Below are 20089 nucleotides of genomic sequence, written 5' to 3'. Positions count from 1 at the left end.
TTGGCATCAAGTTGCCTGACACACCGCTTTCGCGAGCAAGCCCGCTCCCACATTGGATCTATGGTGATTTGCAGATTGCACTTGTACAAGGAAGGAACACTTTTTGCTGTCAGATGTGATCGGCGCCATTGCGTCGTCGTCATTACTGGCTCAATTTAGCTGCATTGCCCCGGAAGGCCTCCGCATTTCATGCCATCGACCTCGTTTCGTCAGTCTCTGCGGCGCCTTTGGGCGCTGGATAAATTCAGCTACAGCGTGCGGGTGTTCATCGCCCTGACCGGCACCATGGTGCTGTGTTGGTACCAGAATGAAATGGGCCTGCTGATCCCGCTGTTCCTGGGGATTATCGCCAGCGCCCTGGCCGAGACCGACGACAGTTGGCAGGGCCGGCTCAATGCATTGGCCGTGACGCTGGTGTGCTTCAGCGTTGCCGCGTTCTCGGTCGAGCTGTTATTCCCCTACCCATACATTTTCGTGTTCGCCCTGGCACTGGCCAGTTTCGGCCTCACCATGCTCGGCGCCTTGGGCGAACGCTATGGCGCGATTGCCTCGGCAACGTTGATTCTGTCGGTGTACACCATGATCGGTGTGGATCAGCGCGGCGGCGCCGTCACCGACTTCTGGCATGAACCGGTGTTGCTGGTGGCCGGCGCCGCGTGGTACGGCTTGCTCTCGGTGCTGTGGCAAGCGCTGTTTTCCAACCAACCGGTGCAGCAGAGCCTGGCGCGGTTGTTCCGCGAGCTGGGGTTTTACCTGAAGCTCAAATCGTCGCTGTTCGAGCCGATCCGCCAGATGGACGTCGAAGCCCGACGGCTGGAGTTGGCGCAGCAGAATGGTCGGGTGGTGGCAGCGCTCAACGCCGCCAAGGAAATCATTCTGCACCGGGTCGGCAATGGTCGGCCGGGCTCGAAAGTCAGCCGCTACCTGAAGCTGTATTTCCTCGCCCAGGACATCCACGAACGCGCCAGTTCTTCGCACTATCCGTACAACGCCCTGGCCGACGCCTTCTTCCACAGCGACGTTTTGTTCCGCTGCCAACGCCTGCTGCGCCAGCAAGGCAAAGCCTGCCGGGCGCTGGCCGAGTCGATCCAGATGCGTCAGCCGTTCGTCTATGACGACAGCTTCGCCGAAGCTCTCAGCGACCTGCACGCCTCTCTTGAACACCTGCGCATCCAGAGCAACCCGGCCTGGCGCGGCTTGCTGCGCTCGTTGCGCGCGCTGGCGGCCAACCTCGGCACGCTTGACCGCTTGCTCAGCGACGCGAGCAACCCCGACAGCCTGGCCGACGCTACCGACAGCAGCCTGCTCGACCGTTCTCCGCGCAACCTCAAGGACGTCTGGACGCGTCTGCGCACGCAGCTGACACCGACCTCGTTGCTGTTTCGGCATGCCCTGCGCTTGCCTCTGGCCCTGACCATCGGCTACGGCATGGTGCATTTGATTCACCCGTCGCAAGGCTACTGGATCATCCTCACCACGCTGTTTGTCTGCCAACCGAACTACGGCGCCACGCGGCGCAAACTCGGTCAGCGGATCCTTGGCACCGCTATTGGTCTGACCCTGGCCTGGGCGCTGTTCGATCTGTTCCCCAACCCGCTGGTGCAATCGTGTTTCGCGATTGCCGCCGGGGTGGTGTTCTTTATCAACCGCACCACCCGCTACACCCTGGCGACAGCGGCGATCACCTTGATGATCCTGTTCTGCTTCAACCAGGTTGGTGACGGCTACGGGCTGTTCCTGCCAAGGCTGCTCGATACCTTGCTCGGCGGCCTGATTGCGGGGCTGGCGGTGCTCCTGTTCCTGCCGGACTGGCAGGGCCGCAGGCTGAACAAAGTGCTGGCCAATACCCTGACCTGCAACAGCACTTACCTGCGGCAAATCATGCAGCAATACGCCGCCGGTAAAAGTGATGACCTGGCCTATCGGCTGGCCCGGCGTAATGCGCACAACGCCGATGCGGCGCTGTCGACCACGCTGGCCAACATGCTCATGGAACCGGGGCATTTCCGTAAGGAAGCCGATGTGGGTTTCCGTTTTCTGGTGCTTTCCCACACCTTGCTCAGCTACCTCTCGGGCCTCGGCGCACACCGCGAAATCCAGCTACCCGCCGAAGTTCGTGAACAGCTGATCGACGGTGCCGGCGTCAGCCTGGCGGCCAGCATTGACGAAATCGCCCAAGGGTTGGCGAGCAAACAGTCGATTGCGATTCAGAGTGACGAAGAAGAAACCCTGGCCGCCGGGCTCGAACAAATGCCCGACGAGATCGACGAAGGTCAGCGTCTGGTGCAAACACAACTGGCGTTGATCTGCCGGCAGCTCGGGCCGTTGCGCACGCTGGCGGCGCATTTGATCAAGGATACGAGTCAGGATTGAGATCTGTGGTGACTGTCCGGGCCCCTTCGCGAGCAAGCCCGCTCCCACAGGGGTTCGGCGGCGTACAGAGGTTCTGTGCCTGACACAGATCCAGTGTGGGAGCGGGCTTGCTCGCGAAGAGGCCATCCGCCACACCACAAAACCCGGATTCTCACATCCCATGCTGCTGGAGCAATCGCTCATAACTGCCATCAGCCTTCATCGCTGCAATCTCGCGGTCGAAACCGGCGACAATTTTGTCATGGTCGGGGTTCTTCAGGCTGACCAGAATGTGCAGGCTGTTTTCGCTTAGAGGATTGGGCAGGAACTCCACGGCATTGCGCACCTTGGATGATTCGCGTGCCAGGTAATAACGGGCGACGTATTCATCTTCCAGGGTCAGCTTCACCCGGTCAGCGGCGAGCATGCGCACCGCCATGGCGAAGCTGTGCACCTGGACTTTCTGCAAGGCGGCGTCACCATCAAACTCGGGCGAATAGGCGTAGCCACGCACCACAGCAATCGGATAGGTGTGCAGTTGCTGCAAGTTGTTGTATTCGATTGGCGCATCTTTGCGCTTGATGAAACGTATCCGGTTGAGCAAATACTCGCTGGAGAACTGCCCGATGTGGGTGCGTTCTTCGTTGAACCAGGCATTGACCAGCACGTCATAACGCCCTTCGCCCACCCCCAGCAAGGCTCTGGCCCAAGGCACCTGTTCGAAATCACTGGCATACCCTGCCCGCGCCAGCGCGGTACTGACAATGTCAGTCGCCACCCCGCCATTGACCAGCGTGGCATCGGTAAAGGGTGGCCAGGCATCGGCCACCAGCCGCAGTTTTTCTGCTGTGGCGGTCTGGCTCAGCAATAGCAACCCAATCAAAGCAAAGGCTAGATGCAATCGCGGCATGCTAAAAAATCCTTAGCGGGCGGGCAGCCCAGCGTGTTTTTAGCCAAAACTCAAAGGCCGGTGTGCCGAATCACGGCCACAACCCCGGTCCTAACAGTAGCTCATTGAAGCCACAACAAACCGCTACAAAGCAGATTACACAAAGAAGACAAGGCTGCGAGAAATGAATGATGGCATTTTGGCCTTTATCACAGATTTTTCTGCCGCAAGACATCCAGCGGCAGGACGCTTAGTATCGGAGCGACGTTGTTCAAGGAAAGTGAAGATGACAATTGATTGGGTCTGCAAACACCACAGCGATCTGGGCAAAGAGCAGTTGTACGCCATTTTGCAGTTGCGCACGGAAGTGTTTGTCGTTGAACAGAAATGCGCTTATCAGGAAGTCGATGGACTGGACCTGGACGGTGACACCTGCCATTTGATGGCTTGGGACGGGGACCGGTTGGTGGCTTACCTGCGTTTGCTCGACCCGATTTCACAGGGCGGCGACGTGGTCATCGGCCGAGTGGTGATTGCACCTCATGCACGGGGCCAGGGCCTGGGGCATGAACTGATGGAGCATGCGCTCAAACAGGCCGAGAAGTATTGGCCGGAACTGCCAATCTATCTGTCGGCACAGGCGCATTTGCAGGGGTATTACGGGCGCTACGGGTTTGTCGTGGTGGGGGAGGAATATCTTGAGGACGATATTGCGCATATCGGGATGCGTCGTCCGTAAGGGCCCTATCGCGAGCAGGCTCGCTCCCACACTGATCTACGACACGACGAAGATCCACTGTGGGAGCGAGCTTGCTCGCGATGGCATCAGTTGCGACACCGCAAACGTTCAGGGGTAATCCAGCACCGCTTTGATTTGCGGCAAATGCTGCTCGATCCAGCGCGGGTCAATCGCGCCCCAACTCAAAATCCGATAGCGCCCTGCATGGTTGCGGCCGCCCTCTTCCTGCTCGAACTCGCACACAATATCCAGGTCTGCCAATGCAGCGATGGTGTCCTGCGCCGTGCGCCGGGGCATGCCGGTCATCTCGGTCAACGCCGGGACGTTACTGGCCTGGCCGCTATCGATCAGGTACGCCACGTACAGGCGACGGTAGAAGCTGCTTTTGGTCTTGCTGACGTCCATTCACCTGCTCCATGTTTAAAAGATCGCAGCCTTCGGACGATCCTTTGATCTTCTATTGCATATCCCGCCACGTCAGGTACACCCGCAAATCGAATTCCAACTGGTGATAGCCCGGCAGCATATGCTCGCACAGCTTGTAGAAAGCCTTGTTGTGATCGGACTCTTTGAAATGCGCCAGTTCGTGCACCACGATCATCTTCAGAAACTGCGGCGCGGCGTCCTTGAATAACGATGCGATGCGAATTTCTTTCTTGGCCTTGAGCTTGCCGCCCTGCACCCGCGATATCGCGGTGTGCAGACCGAGGGCACGATGGGTCAGGTCGAGGCGGCTGTCGAACAGCACCTTGTCGATGGCCGGCGCATTGCGCAGGTATTCCTGTTTCAACTCCAGCGCGTAGCTGTACAGCGCCTTGTCACTCTGCACCGCGTGCTTGTCCGGGTAACGTTGGCTCAGATAGTCGCCCAGCCGATCCTGATCGATCAGCTGGCGCACTTGCTCTTGCAAGGCAGCGGGGTAAGCCTGGAGGTACTTGAGCGCGGTCATGAGCCAACAACAGAGTGACGAAAGGCCGCCAGTGTAGCGAATTCAGGCCGTCAGCGCGCTCCAGTCAAACGGCTGCGCAAAGTCATCGGCATCCTCGGCCATCAACGGCCGCGCCACCAGAAAACCCTGCACGTACTGGCAACCGTTGGCCTCAAGCCATTGATACTGTGCAACGGTCTCCACGCCTTCGGCGATCACCAGCATCCCGAATTGCTTGCACAACTCGATGACGCTGCGAGCCAGCGCCGCATCCCGTGGAGAATCGAGTATCCGGGCAATCAGGTGGCGGTCGAGCTTGAGCGTGTCCAACTCCAGATCGCGCAAATGGGCCAACGAGCACGGCCCCGAACCAAAGTCATCAAGCGCTACCCGTACTCCGAGGTGACGCAACAGACGCAGCTGTTTGCGCGACTCTTCAACATTTTGTATCAACGCCTCTTCGGTGATTTCAACTTCCAGCTGATGCGGCTGCAAGTCGTGGCGCTCCAGCACCTGACGCAACTCGGTGACCAGGTTCGACATACCGAACTGGGTGCTGCTTAAGCTCACACCGAGCACCAGATCTTCGGCAAACAGGTTTTCCCAGACCTTTCGCTGCCTGGCACTGTGATGGTAAATCCAGCTGCCGAGACGACTGATCAGCCGCGCCTCTTCCAGCAACGGAAAAAACAACCCCGGCGGAACATCACCGACACTCGGATGCTGCCAGCGCAACAAGGCTTCAAACCCGCGCACGCGACCGTCGGCAATCGCCACCTGGGGCTGATACACCAGGTTGAAATCCTTGTTTTCGATGGCCGTGCGCACGCTTTCTTCGAGCATCAGCCGCGAGCGCGCGCGACCATTCATCTCATGGTCGTAGAAACGATACTGCTGACGTCCGGCTCGCTTGGCTTCGTACATCGCGATATCGGACGCGCGCAACAAACCGTCGAGGTTGGAGCCACAATCGGGATAAGTAGCAATACCGATGCTCGCCCCCAGAGCCACATCCAGCCCTTCAATTTCCTGACAGATCGATATGCGCTCGATGAGCTTTTCGGCAATCTTCGCCGCTTGTTCGGGGAACTCCAGGTCGAGCAACGCAGTGAACTCATCGCCGCCCATCCGCGCCAGAATGTCGAACGGCCGCAAACAGGCCTTCAACTGCTCGGACACCCAACGCAGCACCCGGTCGCCGGCATCGTGGCCCAGCGAATCATTGACCCGTTTGAAGCCATCGAGGTCCAGGTACAACAAGACCCACGTGCTGTCGGAACGGTCACCGCGCAACAGCAGATTTTCCACGGTCTGGTAAAAACCACGGCGGTTGAGCAGGCCGGTCAGCGGATCCGTGACGGCTTGAAACTCCAGTTGCTGATGCAGATGGCAGACCACCGACATGTCGAGCACGGTCACCACCATGGCCTTCTGTTCAGATGGAAGCGGCGCACAGGACAGCGCCACCGGCACTTGCTGGCCGGGCGCGGTGCGCAGGAGTGCGTCGTGCACGCGCCAGGTTTCACCCCGTTGATAACCGGCATAAATGTCAGAATCTGCCCACACCGGCACGTGCGGTTTTTGCAGGAAGTCGACGAACTCCGCACCTTGCAACTCAGTCACTGTCGCATTGAGCAGGCGGGACATGGCCGGGTTTGCGAAGCGGATCAAACCATCCTCGCCCACCACCAGAATCCCTTCGGCGGCGTTATCCAGCACCGAGGCATTGAAGGCGCGCGCGGCTTCCAGATCCTGGCTCAGCCGCTGCAAGGCTCGGCGATTGCGCTGGTGTTCAAGCAGGGCCTGGACTTTGGGTTTGAGGATTTGTGGGTCAAACGGTTTGAACAGGTAATCCACCGCGCCACTGGCATAGCCCTTGATCACGGCGTCCTGGGACTGTTCGTTGGCGGTGAGGAATATGATCGGGGTCAAACGAGTGCGTTGGCTGCCGCGCATCAAACGCGCCACTTCAAAACCGTCCATCCCTGGCATCTGCACATCCAGCAGCACCAGGTCGATTTCATGTTCGAGTAACAGACTCAAGGCCTCAAAGCCGGAAGCCGCGGTCATTACCTGCCAGTCCTGGCGTTGCAACAACGCGCGCATGCTGATCAGGTTTTCAGGGTAATCATCCACTATTAAAAGAACTGAGCTGCCTTCACCTGGCTTGGGTTGCGCGCATTCCATGCTGCTTCTCTTGTTAGGACGTCAGGCCGGTACCGTCGAATAAAACCGGACAAATACTGAGAGGTCACTCTAGACCGGGATCTGCGAAAGCAGTAGGTGTCATCGAGCCATCACCGAGCCAAAGCCCGGGCTCCCGACTAACGGTCGACTCTGCAGGCCACGAGAACCGGTAAAGGTGGCATTTCGACAGAAGGCTGACGCCAATCATTTGCCAGGCGGGCATTAACAAATACCTTTCCACGATTACGTGAGCTAAAGGCGTGTCGACCGCTGAAAGATCGCAGCCTGCGGCAGCTCCTACGGGGAGCTTCGGGTGCACGCTACCGACGTAGGAGCTGCCGCAGGCTGCGATCTCTTGATCTTGACGTCCGCAAACCCCGTAGGGATGACCCCATTGTGGTGAGGGAACTTGCTCCCGCTGGGCTGCGAAGCAGCCCCAAACCCTGCCACCTCATTTCCTCAGACACTCCAGACCACCCGGTTTACGACGGCTGCGCCGCCGAACGGGAGCAAGCTCCCTCGCCACAATGGTCGCAGCGCCGTCCTACACCCCGGTTGCAGCCGCCAAAATCGCCGCTTACAGTCACTGCGTCGCTGGCATTACTCAGCGGCAGGGTTTCGCAGCCCTATCAACATGAGCTACATCCGTCCCAAAAAGTTATGCTGGCAACCTCTTGCTCGCATGGTGCTTTATGGCGGCTGTATGTGGGAGACCTTCAGGTCTGCCGAGTTCTCTTGTTGCTCGGTCTGCGAACCCGCGTACAGCTGCCACCCAATTTGTTTCGCAGCGAACGGTGGCAATCATTCTTTAAACAAGAGGATGCACCCAATGACCACTCAAAACCCGCCCCGCCGCTTCACCCCCTTCACCCAAATCGCCACCGACTACCCCGTCCTGCTCATCGACAGCCACGCACCGCTGCGCGAACTCCACGCCTGCGTCAGCGAACGCCTGCACGCCGTCCTCAGTTACCTCACCCTCATGGCATGCACCAGCCTGCCCGACTACGCCGAGCGCGACATCAACACCGTCACCAATGTTGCGCGCTTGATGGTCCAGGACATTACCGATGTATTTGCGGTGATTGAGCAGCGTGGGTTTGACGAGCCAGTAACGGGCTGAGAGCCTGGCTTTCAGGATCAAACGGGGGGCAGACTCAATGAGTCTGCCCCCCTTTTCCTTTTTAAGAAGTCTTTACAAATAGGAAATATTTATTACACTTCATTACAGGGAAAATTCTTATGATGGCAAATATCTTGTTGAGCCTATAGGTATTTTTAAGCTAAATACCCGCACTGCCTCAGGGGAACTGAGTTTCATGAACACTCGAGTCATCCGCAAGAAAGCAGTCTCGGCAATAACCATTCTCGGTATTGCAGCCATTATTTATTGTTTCCCGGTGGCAACCCTTTGGTTTCTTATTGTGCTTTGTATTTGCGGTATATATGACTTCCTGCGCAATGGCATATTCGATATAGAAATCGTCAAAAAGTATTTTATAGGTGGCGGCCGTAACACATGGTTGCTCGCGCCTCTGAATACTTTTTTCGATCTGCTGTGCAAGCCAAGCCGTTATGTTTACAAGTTGCGCGACCTTCCCGAAAGCCATCAGCACGACATCAACTACGTGATTGAAACCGCCATGGCTCACAAGGAAGAGATCATTGAATTCCTCGATGCGCGCATGGCCCAGAAAAAGCGTGGCATGTTGTTCTTCCAATGGTATGGCCGCAAGATCGATACCGAACTCAACATCCCCGCACTTCAGAAGAAGTTGCCTTATATAAAGACCATCGGCGTATCGGTTTTCAATGAAAACCAGTCAACGTCCTTTCACTTCGGGCCATTGCGCATGATGTACCGCGTGCTCTACAACATCATGCCGGCCGCCCATCATGACGGCGTGTACATTCAAGTCAGGAAGCAAAAGCACTACTGGCACGACGATCCGCTGTTCATCTTTGACGACACCCTGCTGCACGCCTCCTTCAACAAGAACGACGCTAAGCGCTACTGCCTGTTTCTCGACATACTGCGCCCGTCCTGGGCCTCTTTTATCCTGAACGGCATCGTCGCTTCGTTTGCGGGAGCAGCCTTCGCCTTGCGCCGGTTCTTTTACAAAAACTGGAAACTTATTCAGTAAGCGTAAAAAACGGAAAATACTTAGTTACCCCATCACTCTCACCCAACAAAAAACCCGCCTCACGGCGGGTTTTTTGTTAGTGCTGTTTAACGCTCAGGCTTAGTTAACCTTGGCGTTCAACTCACCCTTCAGATAACGCTGGAACATCGCTTCCAACGAAACAGGTTTGATCTTCGAAGCATTACCGGCAGTACCGAACGCTTCATAACGTGCGATGCACACATCACGCATGGCAGTGACGGTAGCGCCGAAGAATTTACGTGGGTCGAATTCGCTCGGGTTGGTGGCCATCAGGCGACGCATCGCACCGGTGGACGCCAGGCGCAGGTCGGTGTCGATGTTGACCTTGCGCACGCCGTGCTTGATGCCTTCGACGATTTCTTCAACCGGTACGCCGTAGGTTTCTTTGATGTCGCCGCCGTACTGGTTGATGATCGCCAGCCACTCTTGCGGTACCGAAGAAGAACCGTGCATCACCAGGTGGGTGTTCGGGATGCGTTTGTGGATTTCTTTGATGCGGTCGATGGCCAGCACGTCGCCGGTAGGCGGCTTGGTGAACTTGTAGGCGCCGTGGCTGGTGCCGATGGCGATAGCCAGGGCATCGACCTGAGTGCGCTTGACGAAGTCAGCGGCTTCTTCCGGGTCGGTCAACATTTGGCTGTGATCCAGAACGCCTTCGGCGCCGATGCCGTCTTCTTCACCGGCCATACCGGTTTCCAGCGAACCCAGGCAGCCCAGCTCGCCTTCTACCGATACGCCGCAGGCGTGAGCCATGGCCACGGTTTGTTGGGTCACACGGACGTTGTAGTCGTAGTCGGTCGGGGTCTTGCCGTCTTCACCCAGGGAACCGTCCATCATCACCGAGCTGAAGCCCAGTTGGATCGAGCGCTGGCAGACGTCAGGGCTGGTGCCATGGTCCTGGTGCATGCACACCGGGATGTGCGGGAATTCTTCGATCGCCGCCAAAATCAGGTGACGCAGGAATGGTGCGCCAGCGTATTTACGGGCGCCGGCCGAAGCCTGGACGATCACCGGGGAGTCAGTCTTGTCAGCGGCTTCCATGATGGCGCGCATCTGCTCAAGGTTGTTGACGTTGAAAGCTGGAACGCCGTAGCCGAACTCGGCTGCGTGGTCCAGCATCTGGCGCATGCTGATAAGTGCCATTGTGTGTGTCTCTCCCGGTTGAGGGTCGTTAATCGTGCAAGCCTGCCGTAGCGGCGGCTGCTATTCAAGTTATTGCAGATCGGGGGTAAGGCCGGTCTGCGAATTCGGTATATCTCCTGTAGGAGCAAAGCTTGCTCGCGATAGGGTCATCACATTCAACATCTTGGTTGACGGTCAGATCGCTATCGCGAGCAAGCTCGGCTCCTACAGGTTTAGCGCAGGCCTTTTAATCATTTAGCCTTGCAGCCCCGGCCGATCAAATCGTTGGTGGCGACCCAGTACACCAGGCCCTCCTCACCTTTTACGTGAAACGCCAGCTGGTCGTCGCTGTACAGCGAACCTGAACCCGCAGGCTCAAGCTTCAAGCGATGAACCTGATCGTCGCTAAGCCGCACATCCACTGTGTTTTTCGTGGTGTCGGTGTAGCGCCAGTGCACTTGTGCCTGGCTGTCACAGACCCAGTTCGTCCAGTTATCGGACTTGGCGGGCGATGACACAAACGGGTTCATATTGGCGCAACCGGCAAGCAATGCCAGCGACGCCACGGCTATCAAGCCTTTCATCAATGTTCCTCGGCTGGCGGCACACGCCACCAGCACTGGGAGTTAGTGAGTCAGACCGGTCAGGGGCAACCATGTTCCTTGGCCGGGGTCCGCGTCTCGTATTTATCCAGGCCATCCGGCCCGGAGCGCTTGTTGATCACGGGGTTGGTTTCCGCTTGCCAGTCGGCCTGGTAACAGCCCTTGTCTGGCGCGCCGGTTTCGTGTTCCGGCGCGGCTTTCGGGGTACTCCCGCAGCCGGCCAGCACACCCGCAGCGATCAATGTCGCTAACGTCTTGACCATGTAAACACTCCTTTGCCTGGCCAATGGATGACCCTTAGGCCTTTGCCCGGCTTTCCAGGACTTCAACGGCTGGCAGCACCTTGCCTTCGACGAACTCGAGGAACGCGCCACCGCCGGTAGAAATGTAGGAGATTTGCCCGGCAACGCCATATTTATCGATAGCTGCCAGGGTGTCGCCGCCGCCCGCGATGGAGAACGCCGAGCTGTCTGCGATGGCCTGAGCCAGGACTTTGGTGCCGTTGCCGAACTGGTCGAATTCGAACACGCCGACCGGGCCGTTCCACAGAATGGTTTTCGACGACTTCAGCAGTTCAGCGAAGTGCGCTGCGGTCTGTGGGCCGATGTCGAGGATCATGTCGTCGGCAGCCACGTCGGCGATCAGCTTGACGGTCGCGGTAGCGCTTTCGGCAAATTCCTTGGCAACCACCACGTCGACCGGTAATGGCACGCTGACTTTAGCGGCGATGGCACGGGCGGTGTCCAGCAGGTCGGGCTCGTACAGCGATTTGCCGACCGGGTGACCGGCAGCGGCCAGGAAGGTGTTGGCGATACCGCCACCGACGATCAGTTGGTCGCAGATCTGGCTCAGGCTGTTCAGCACGTCGAGTTTGGTCGAGACCTTGGAGCCGGCAACGATGGCCGCCATTGGCTGGGCCGGGGCGCCAAGGGCTTTGCCCAATGCGTCCAGTTCGGCAGCCAGCAACGGGCCAGCGGCGGCGACTTTGGCGAATTTGGCCACGCCGTGGGTCGAACCCTCGGCACGGTGAGCGGTGCCGAAGGCGTCCATCACAAACACGTCGCACAGGGCGGCGTATTGCTGGGCCAATTCGTCAGCGTTCTTTTTCTCGCCTTTGTTGAAGCGCACGTTCTCGAACAGCACGATGTCGCCGGCCTTGATGTCAACACCGCCCAGGTAGTCGGACACCAGCGGCACTTCGCGGCCCAGAGCCTTGCTCAAATAGTCTGCGACTGGCTTGAGGCTGTTCTCGGCCGAGAATTCACCTTCGGTCGGACGGCCCAGGTGCGAGCAGACCATCACGGCCGCGCCTTTTTCCAGGGCCAGCTTGATGGTCGGCAGCGAGGCCAGGATTCGCGCATCGCTGGTGACAACACCGTCCTTGACTGGGACGTTGAGGTCTTCGCGGATCAATACGCGCTTACCTTGCAGATCGAGGTCGGTCATCTTCAACACGGTCATGGGTCGCATTTCCTGGGTAGCTGTTTTAGAGAGCAGTTTTTTGAGGGACAGAGTGCTTGATAGCTGTTTGCAGATAGTGTTCTGCAACATCCAGCATTCGGTTGGCAAAACCCCATTCGTTGTCGAACCAGGCCAGCACGTTCACCAGCCTTGGGCCGGAAACGCGGGTCTGACTGGCATCGACGATCGCCGAATGTGGGTCATGGTTGAAATCACAACTGGCGTGAGGCAATTCGGTATACGCCAACAGCCCCTTGAGCGGGCCGCTGGTGGCAGCCTCGCGCAGGATCCGGTTGACCTCGGTGGCGTCGGTGTCGGTGACGGTTTGCATCGTGATGTCGAGGCAAGACACGTTAACCGTCGGCACGCGTACGGCTTTGGCCTGAATTCGCCCGGCAAGTTCCGGCAGCAAGCGTTCAATACCGCGCGCCAGACCGGTGGACACCGGGATCACCGACTGGAACGCCGAACGGGTGCGGCGCAGGTCTTCGTGGTGATAGGCGTCGATCACCGGCTGATCGTTCATCGCCGAGTGAATCGTGGTGATCGACACGTAATCCAGACCAAAGGCCTGATCCAGCAGACGCAACAGCGGCACGCCGCAGTTGGTGGTGCAGGACGCATTGGACACCAGCAGTTCATCGCCGGTCAGGCAATCCTGATTGACGCCGTAGACGATGGTGGCGTCGACATCCGCTTCGCTGGCCATCGGCTGGGAAAACAGCACACGCGGTGCGCCGGCGTCGAGGAAACGCTGGCCGTCTGCACGAGTGTGGTAAGCGCCGGAGCACTCCAGCACCAGATCGACGCCCAGCGACGCCCAATCAATGCCTTCGGGGGTGGCACTGCGCAGGACCTTCACGCAGTTGCCCTTAATATGCAGACAATCGCCGTCGACCTTCACCTCACCGGGAAAACGCCCGTGGGTGGAGTCGAAGCGTGTCAGGTATTCGATGCTGGCCATGTCGGCCAGATCGTTGATCGCAACAATTTCAAAACCGGCCGCCGCCCCTCGCTCGAACAAAGCACGCAAGACGCAACGACCAATCCGGCCGTAGCCGTTGAGTGCAACTTTGTAAGGACGCGGTTGAGGCATGGGGTTCTCGATTACCTGGTGAATCCGTCAGTTCAGCGTTGAATGTTCCATTGTCATCGCGGGCAAGCCTTGCTCCTACGGATAGATGATTGCCACGAGATTCGGGCACGACATAAATCTGTAGGAGCAAGGCTTGCCCGCGATGGCGTCAGAACAGGCAATACATCACCTGGACTTAGTCTTCCAGCAACTCTTCAGCCTGACCCAGGATGTTTTCCAGGGTGAAGCCGAACTCTTCGAACAAGGCAGGCGCAGGCGCCGACTCGCCGTAGGTGGTCATGCCGATGACACGGCCTTCCAGGCCCACGTACTTGTACCAGTAGTCCCCGTGAGCGGCCTCGATGGCGATACGCGCGCTGACCTGCAACGGCAGAACCGCTTGCTTGTAGCCGGCGTCCTGAGCATCGAACACGCTGGTGCACGGCATGGAAACCACGCGCACCTTGTGGCCCTGTTCAGTCAGTTTGTCGTAGGCCTGAACGGCCAGACCCACTTCCGAACCGGTGGAGATCAGGATCAGCTCAGGCTCACCGAAGCAATCCTTGAGCACGTAACCACCACGGTTGATCAGTTCGATCTGCACCGCGTCACGGGTTTGGTGCTGCAGGTTCTGACGCGAGAAGATCAGTGCCGAAGGACCGTCTTTACGCTCCAGGGCGCACTTCCAGGCCACGGCCGACTCAACGGCATCGGCAGGACGCCAGGTGTCGAGGTTCGGCGTGCAGCGCAGGCTGGCCAGTTGCTCGATTGGCTGGTGAGTCGGGCCGTCTTCGCCCAGACCGATGGAGTCGTGGGTATAGACGTGGATCACCCGCTGCTTCATCAGGGCGGACATGCGCACTGCGTTGCGGGCGTATTCCATGAACATCAGGAAGGTCGCGCCGTAAGGCACCAGGCCGCCGTGCAGGGCGACGCCGTTCATGATGGCAGTCATGCCGAACTCGCGAACGCCGTAGTACATGTAGTTGCCGCTGGCGTCTTCAGCGCTGACACCTTTGCAACCTTTCCACAGGGTCAGGTTGGAACCGGCCAGGTCAGCCGAACCGCCGAGCAGTTCCGGCAGCAACGGGCCAAACGCGTTCAGGGCGTTCTGGCTGGCTTTACGGCTGGCGATGGTTTCGCCTTTGGCCGCGACTTCAGCGATGTAGGCCGCAGCCTTCTCAGAGAAGTCCTCTGGCAGCTCACCGCTCAGACGACGAACCAGCTCGTTGGCCAGCTCAGGGAATTCGGCGGAGTAAGCAGCGAAACGCTGATCCCACTCGGCTTCGGCCGCACGGCCGGCTTCCTTGGCGTCCCACTCGGCGTAGATGTCGGCCGGGATTTCGAACGGGGCGTGGTTCCACTTCAGCGCGGCACGGGTCAAAGCGATTTCCGCGTCACCCAGAGCGGCGCCGTGGCAGTCTTCCTTGCCCTGCTTGTTCGGCGAACCGAAGCCGATGATGGTTTTGCAGCAGATCAGCGTCGGCTGCGCGCTTTTGCGTGCAGTTTCGATCGCGGTCTTGATCTCTTCCGGGTCGTGACCGTCAACGTTGCGGATCACTTGCCAGTTGTAGGCTTCGAAACGCTTCGGGGTGTCATCGGTGAACCAGCCTTCGACTTCGCCGTCGATGGAGATGCCGTTGTCATCGTAGAAGGCGATCAGTTTGCCCAGGCCCAGCGTACCGGCCAGGGAGCTGACTTCGTGGGAAATGCCTTCCATCATGCAGCCATCACCCAGGAACACGTAGGTGTGGTGGTCGACAACGTTGTGACCGGGACGGTTGAACTGCGCCGCCAGGACTTTTTCTGCCAAAGCAAAACCCACGGCGTTGGCCAGGCCCTGACCCAACGGGCCAGTGGTGGTTTCAACGCCCGGGGTGTAGCCGAGTTCCGGGTGACCCGGGGTGCGGCTGTGCAGTTGGCGGAAGCTTTTCAGGTCATCGATCGACAGGTCGTAGCCGGTCAGGTGCAGCAGCGAGTAGATCAACATCGAGCCATGACCGTTGGACAGGATGAACCGGTCGCGGTCGGCAAAGGATGGATTGCTCGGGTTGTGCTTGAGGTAGTCACGCCAAAGCACTTCGGCGATATCCGCCATACCCATAGGGGCACCGGGATGGCCGCTGTTGGCTTTTTGCACGGCATCCATGCTGAGGGCACGAATGGCGTTGGCACGCTCACGACGGCTGGGCATCGCTGTTCTCCTGCGGATTCTGAATCGAGAGTGAATAGAATGAAACGGAAAAAAGGCGAGCATTTTCCCTCACCCGGACGCCTCGGGGCAATGACAGATAGTCGATCCGGGACGTTTTTCCTGTGGATAAATGCGGATTCGCCTGGTGAAACCTTTCCGCGCTTCGTTTGTAGAGTGAAGCGCAGCCCAGGAAGTGCCATCTATCGAGCAATATCAAAACTTTTTGATATTGGCCTTGCAGGGATTTCAGTGCATCACTAGACTGCTGGCCTTATGAATTTACGCGTGCCTTCCATTCGCCATGACGATTGCGATGAGCTGGCGGCCCTGTGCAAGGCCGGCGGCGATCCGTTGCGGCTGAACGTTTTGCGCGCATTGGCCAATGATTCGTTCGGCGTGCTGGAGCTGGCGCAAATTTTCGCCACCGGTCAATCAGGCATGAGCCACCACTTGAAGGTGCTGGCCCAGGCCGATCTGGTAGCGACCCGCCGTGAAGGCAACGCGATTTTTTATCGTCGCGCCCTGCCCCACACCGAACTGCTGGGCGGCAAGCTGCACGCGGCACTGCTCGAAGAAGTGGACAACCTGACCCTGCCCAGCGATGTGCAGGCACGGATCAGTCAGGTCCATGGGCAACGAGCCGCTGCCAGCCAGGATTTTTTCTCACGGGTTGCGGAAAAGTTTCGCGCCCAGCAAGACTTGATCGCCGGCCTGGCGCAGTACCGCGAAAGCGTGCTGGCGCTGCTCGACAAGTTGAGTTTCAACGAAGGCGCCACAGCGATTGAAGTCGGCCCCGGTGACGGCAGCTTTCTGCCGGAACTGGCGCGCCGTTTCAGTCAGGTCACGGCGCTCGACAACAGCCCGGCAATGCTCGAACTGGCGCGTCAGGTCTGCGAACGTGAAAAGCTGGCTAACGTCAGCCTGCAATTGGCCGATGCATTGAATGGCGTAAGCCTGGTCGGCGATTGCGTTGTACTGAACATGGTCTTGCACCATTTCGCCGCACCAGCCGATGCGCTCAAGCACATGGCCGGTTTGCTGCAACCAGGCGGTAGCCTGTTAGTGACAGAGTTATGTAGCCACAACCAAAGTTGGGCCAGGGAGGCCTGCGGTGATCTTTGGTTGGGGTTTGAACAGGACGATTTGGCCCGTTGGGCCACCGCTGCGGGACTCGTTCCCGGGGAAAGCCTCTATGTAGGCTTACTTAATGGTTTCCTGATCCAGGTCCGCCATTTTCAGCGACCGGCTGGCGACACTCACCATCGGTAAATTCAGGAAAAAATCGAGATGAGCGAATACTCCCTTTTCACCTCCGAGTCCGTGTCTGAAGGGCATCCGGACAAAATCGCCGACCAGATTTCTGATGCGGTGCTGGACGCCATCATTGCTGAAGACAAGTTCGCCCGTGTGGCGTGCGAGACTCTGGTGAAAACGGGCGTGGCGATCATCGCCGGCGAAGTCACCACCTCGGCCTGGGTCGATCTGGAAGACATCGTCCGTAACGTGATCCTCGACATCGGCTACAACAGCTCGAATGTCGGCTTCGACGGCGCGACCTGCGGCGTGATGAACATTATCGGCAAGCAGTCGGTAGACATCGCCCAGGGCGTTGACCGCAGCAAGCCAGAAGATCAAGGCGCTGGCGACCAGGGCTTGATGTTCGGCTACGCCAGCAACGAAACCGACGTGCTGATGCCGGCACCGATCACCTTCTCGCACCAGCTGGTTCAGCGTCAGGCTGAAGCCCGCAAATCCGGCCTGCTGCCATGGCTGCGCCCGGACGCCAAGTCGCAAGTCACTTGCCGCTATGAAAACGGCAAGGTTGTGGGCATCGACGCGATCGTTCTGTCGACTCAGCACAACCCGGAAGTATCTTACAAAGACCTGCGCGAAGGCGTGATGGAGCTGATCGTCAAGCACGTGCTGCCAGCTGAACTGCTGCACAAAGACACCCAGTTCCACATCAACCCGACCGGCAACTTCATCATCGGTGGCCCGGTTGGCGACTGCGGCCTGACCGGTCGCAAGATCATCGTTGATACCTACGGCGGCATGGCCCGTCACGGTGGCGGTGCGTTCTCCGGTAAAGATCCATCGAAGGTTGACCGTTCCGCTGCCTACGCCGGTCGTTACGTCGCCAAGAACATCGTCGCTGCTGGCCTGGCCGAGCGTTGCGAGATTCAGGTTTCCTACGCCATCGGCGTCGCTCAGCCGACTTCGATCTCGTTGAACACCTTCGGCACCGGCAAGATCAGCGATGACAAGATCATCAAACTGGTCCGCGAAGTGTTCGACCTGCGTCCATACGCGATCACCACCATGCTCGACCTGCTGCACCCGATGTACCAGGAAACTGCAGCCTACGGCCACTTCGGTCGTACTCCGGAAACCAAGACTGTGGGTGACGATACCTTCACCACCTTCACTTGGGAAAAAACCGACCGCGCCGAATCCCTGCGCGCGGCTGCCGGCCTGTAAGATTTTTCCGGCTGCACAAAAAGCCCCGCACGGTTCGCCGTGCGGGGCTTTTTCATGGGTATTGGAAAGATCAAAAGATCGCAGCCTGCGGCAGCTCCTACATTGGAATGCGATCCTCTCTCGACACACCCTGAAAACTACCTGCGCTCGCAGGCTTCACAGCTGATCTAGCCTTCAGGCATCCAACTCGAGCAAGGATGCTCATGATGCTGCCCACGCTTCGTCTGATGATCGGTTTTGGCTGATAGTTGCCGGCCTGAACGCTCACGCCACTACCTGCCCCGACTGGCTCCCTATCCGGGCTCAAGCCGAAATCACCGCGCTGCAACAGCAAATCGAGCGCTGGGACGACAGCTATCACCGGCAAGGGCATTCGCTGGTCGCCGACGAACTCTACGACCAATCTCGCGCCCGCCTCAAAGCTTGGCGGGTGTGCTTCGAGCCGACCTCAACAGCTGAAAATCCGCTACGTACCGCCCGTGGCACGGTTACCCACCCAATCCCCCACACAGGCCTCGAAAAACTCATCGACGGTCGGGCAGTCGAGGCCTGGCTCAAGTCACGCGACGATATCTGGGTTCAACCCAAAGTCGATGGTGTGGCGGTCACGTTGATTTACCGTGAGGGTCAACTGCAGCAGGCGATAAGCCGTGGTGACGGGATCAATGGCCAGGACTGGACAGCCTCGGCGCGCAAGATCGCCGCAATTCCCCAGCAACTGCCGCAGCCGTTGGACCTGCTGTTGCAAGGCGAACTCTATTGGCGCCTGGCGGATCATGTGCAAGCCAAAAGTGGCAGCCTGAATGCCCGCAGCACCGTGGCCGGCTTGATGGCCCGCAAAAAACTGAGCCCGGAGGACGCCAGCGGGATCGGGCTGTTCGTCTGGGACTGGCCGCAAGGTCCGACCAGCTTGCCAGAGCGCCTGGCCGCTCTGAAAGCGTTGGGCTTCTCTGACAGTGAGTTCTACAGCCAACCCCTCAGCACGTTTGCCGACGCCGAGCGCTGGCGTGATCACTGGTATCGCACGCCTCTGCCGTTTGCCAGCGACGGTATTGTCTTGCGTCAGAGCCTACGCCCGGCGGCAGAGCGCTGGCAGGCGAAAACACCGTCCTGGAGCGTGGCCTGGAAGTACCCTTTCGCCCAGGCACTGACCGAAGTGCGCAAGGTCAATTTCAAGATCGGTCGCACCGGGCGCATTACTCCGGTATTGGAGCTTGCTCCGGTCATGCTGGATGACCGGCAGATCAAACGTGTAAGCGTCAGTTCGCTGCAGCGCTGGCAGGCAATGGATATCCGTCCCGGCGATCAGGTCGCCATCAGCCTTGCCGGGCTGACCATTCCGCGACTCGACGGCGTGGTGTTGCGCAGCACTGAACGGCCAGAGGTGAGCGCGCCGCGTGCAGAAGACTTTCACCACCTCAGTTGCTGGCAACCGACGCCGGGCTGCGAAAGCCAGTTTCTCGCACGGCTGAGCTGGCTCAGTGGCAAACAAGGACTGGCGCTGCGCCATCTAGGTCCCGGCACCTGGGAAAAGCTGATCAGCGCCGGCCACCTCAAGGGGCTGCTCGATTGGTTGACCCTCGATGCCCAAGAGCTTGCTAACATTGACGGCTTCGGCGAGCGCAGCAGTGCCCGTTTGCTGAACAGCCTGCAAAGCGCCCGGCAACAACCCTTTTCACGTTGGCTGAAGGCCTTGGGCTTGCCGCCCACGGGCGAGGCCAGACTTGCAGATTCATGGCAATTACTGGCGCAACGAGACACTGGGCAATGGCAGACCGAAGCCGGAATCGGCCCGGGGCGCGCTGCACAATTGAGCGCATTTTTCCGCGATCCGCAGGTGCTGGCCTTGAGCGAACAATTACGCGCTGCCGGAATAGACGGTTTCTAGATGCTCAGA

17 protein-coding genes are annotated in these 20089 nt (G+C 58.8%); 7 read left to right on the top strand and 10 right to left on the bottom strand.

Features of this window, described 5'->3' with window-relative positions; translation table 11 throughout:
• The first annotated feature begins 189 nt into the window (after positions 1 to 189).
• Positions 190 to 2373, top strand: coding sequence for a YccS family putative transporter (gene yccS / locus ACIPIN_RS17625; protein WP_401120540.1), 2184 nt, complete (start codon positions 190 to 192; stop codon positions 2371 to 2373).
• 151 nt (positions 2374 to 2524) lie between these two features.
• On the opposite strand, the gene ACIPIN_RS17620 is transcribed toward yccS, so the two are convergent.
• A complete protein-coding gene (locus ACIPIN_RS17620) occupies positions 2525 to 3262 on the bottom strand; it encodes a substrate-binding periplasmic protein (RefSeq protein WP_401120539.1) in 738 nt (245 codons plus the stop codon).
• A gap of 265 nt (positions 3263 to 3527) precedes the next feature.
• Between ACIPIN_RS17620 and ACIPIN_RS17615 the strand changes: the two genes are divergently transcribed.
• Complete coding sequence (locus ACIPIN_RS17615) at positions 3528 to 3980, top strand: GNAT family N-acetyltransferase (protein WP_401120537.1); 453 nt, start codon at positions 3528 to 3530, stop codon at positions 3978 to 3980.
• Positions 3981 to 4088: 108 nt separating this feature from the next.
• Here ACIPIN_RS17615 and ACIPIN_RS17610 read toward each other — a convergent pair whose 3' ends face one another.
• From ACIPIN_RS17610 to ACIPIN_RS17600, 3 genes are read right to left on the bottom strand one after another with little or no spacing between them, the layout of a single operon-like run.
• On the bottom strand, positions 4089 to 4385 hold the full coding sequence (locus tag ACIPIN_RS17610) for a helix-turn-helix domain-containing protein (protein WP_401120536.1): 297 nt from the start codon (positions 4383 to 4385) through the stop codon (positions 4089 to 4091).
• 52 nt (positions 4386 to 4437) lie between these two features.
• On the bottom strand, positions 4438 to 4929 hold the full coding sequence (locus ACIPIN_RS17605) for a M48 family metallopeptidase (protein WP_401120535.1): 492 nt from the start codon (positions 4927 to 4929) through the stop codon (positions 4438 to 4440).
• 42 nt (positions 4930 to 4971) lie between these two features.
• Complete coding sequence (locus ACIPIN_RS17600; RefSeq protein WP_401120534.1) at positions 4972 to 7095, bottom strand: putative bifunctional diguanylate cyclase/phosphodiesterase; 2124 nt, start codon at positions 7093 to 7095, stop codon at positions 4972 to 4974.
• Positions 7096 to 7924: 829 nt separating this feature from the next.
• Between ACIPIN_RS17600 and ACIPIN_RS17595 the strand changes: the two genes are divergently transcribed.
• On the top strand, positions 7925 to 8218 hold the full coding sequence (locus tag ACIPIN_RS17595) for a fructose-bisphosphate aldolase (protein WP_401120532.1): 294 nt from the start codon (positions 7925 to 7927) through the stop codon (positions 8216 to 8218).
• A 196-nt stretch (positions 8219 to 8414) separates the two neighbouring features.
• Positions 8415 to 9239 (top strand): aspartyl/asparaginyl beta-hydroxylase domain-containing protein, encoded by an 825-nt coding sequence (locus ACIPIN_RS17590; protein WP_401120531.1) that lies wholly within the window; start codon positions 8415 to 8417, stop codon positions 9237 to 9239.
• 99 nt (positions 9240 to 9338) lie between these two features.
• Here the strand turns inward: ACIPIN_RS17590 and fba are convergent, their stop codons facing one another.
• The 6 genes from fba to tkt all read right to left on the bottom strand — a co-directional run bounded on the left by fba (position 9339) and on the right by tkt (position 15714).
• Positions 9339 to 10403: a class II fructose-bisphosphate aldolase gene (gene fba, locus ACIPIN_RS17585; protein ID WP_020295332.1), complete on the bottom strand. Its 1065-nt coding sequence runs from the start codon at positions 10401 to 10403 to the stop codon at positions 9339 to 9341.
• A gap of 230 nt (positions 10404 to 10633) precedes the next feature.
• Positions 10634 to 10966 (bottom strand): MliC family protein, encoded by a 333-nt coding sequence (locus ACIPIN_RS17580; RefSeq protein ID WP_401120530.1) that lies wholly within the window; start codon positions 10964 to 10966, stop codon positions 10634 to 10636.
• A gap of 59 nt (positions 10967 to 11025) precedes the next feature.
• Positions 11026 to 11247, bottom strand: coding sequence for a hypothetical protein (locus tag ACIPIN_RS17575; protein ID WP_401120528.1), 222 nt, complete (start codon positions 11245 to 11247; stop codon positions 11026 to 11028).
• 34 nt (positions 11248 to 11281) lie between these two features.
• Entirely contained in the window at positions 11282 to 12445 is a 1164-nt protein-coding gene (locus tag ACIPIN_RS17570; protein ID WP_401120527.1) for a phosphoglycerate kinase, read from the bottom strand.
• Between the two features lie 25 nt (positions 12446 to 12470).
• Positions 12471 to 13541, bottom strand: a complete 1071-nt coding sequence (gene epd / locus ACIPIN_RS17565) for an erythrose-4-phosphate dehydrogenase (RefSeq protein WP_401120526.1) — start codon at positions 13539 to 13541, stop codon at positions 12471 to 12473.
• A gap of 175 nt (positions 13542 to 13716) precedes the next feature.
• Positions 13717 to 15714: a transketolase gene (gene tkt, locus ACIPIN_RS17560; RefSeq protein WP_401120525.1), complete on the bottom strand. Its 1998-nt coding sequence runs from the start codon at positions 15712 to 15714 to the stop codon at positions 13717 to 13719.
• 273 nt (positions 15715 to 15987) lie between these two features.
• Here tkt and ACIPIN_RS17555 point away from each other — a divergent pair, with 273 nt between their 5' ends.
• From ACIPIN_RS17555 to ligB, 3 genes are all read left to right on the top strand, one after another.
• The gene (locus ACIPIN_RS17555) at positions 15988 to 16983 is read left to right on the top strand and encodes an ArsR/SmtB family transcription factor (RefSeq protein WP_401120523.1); all 996 of its coding nucleotides are present in this window, start codon (positions 15988 to 15990) and stop codon (positions 16981 to 16983) included.
• Between the two features lie 18 nt (positions 16984 to 17001).
• A complete protein-coding gene (metK, locus tag ACIPIN_RS17550) occupies positions 17002 to 18192 on the top strand; it encodes a methionine adenosyltransferase (RefSeq protein ID WP_401120521.1) in 1191 nt (396 codons plus the stop codon).
• A 241-nt stretch (positions 18193 to 18433) separates the two neighbouring features.
• Positions 18434 to 20080, top strand: coding sequence for an NAD-dependent DNA ligase LigB (ligB, locus tag ACIPIN_RS17545; protein WP_401120583.1), 1647 nt, complete (start codon positions 18434 to 18436; stop codon positions 20078 to 20080).
• The last annotated feature ends 9 nt before the right edge of the window (positions 20081 to 20089 follow it).

Origin of the sequence: Pseudomonas sp. NPDC087697, from assembly GCF_044743155.1 — a bacterium.
GTDB lineage: Bacteria > Pseudomonadota > Gammaproteobacteria > Pseudomonadales > Pseudomonadaceae > Aquipseudomonas.
This window is presented reverse-complemented; position numbering and strand designations above follow the sequence as displayed.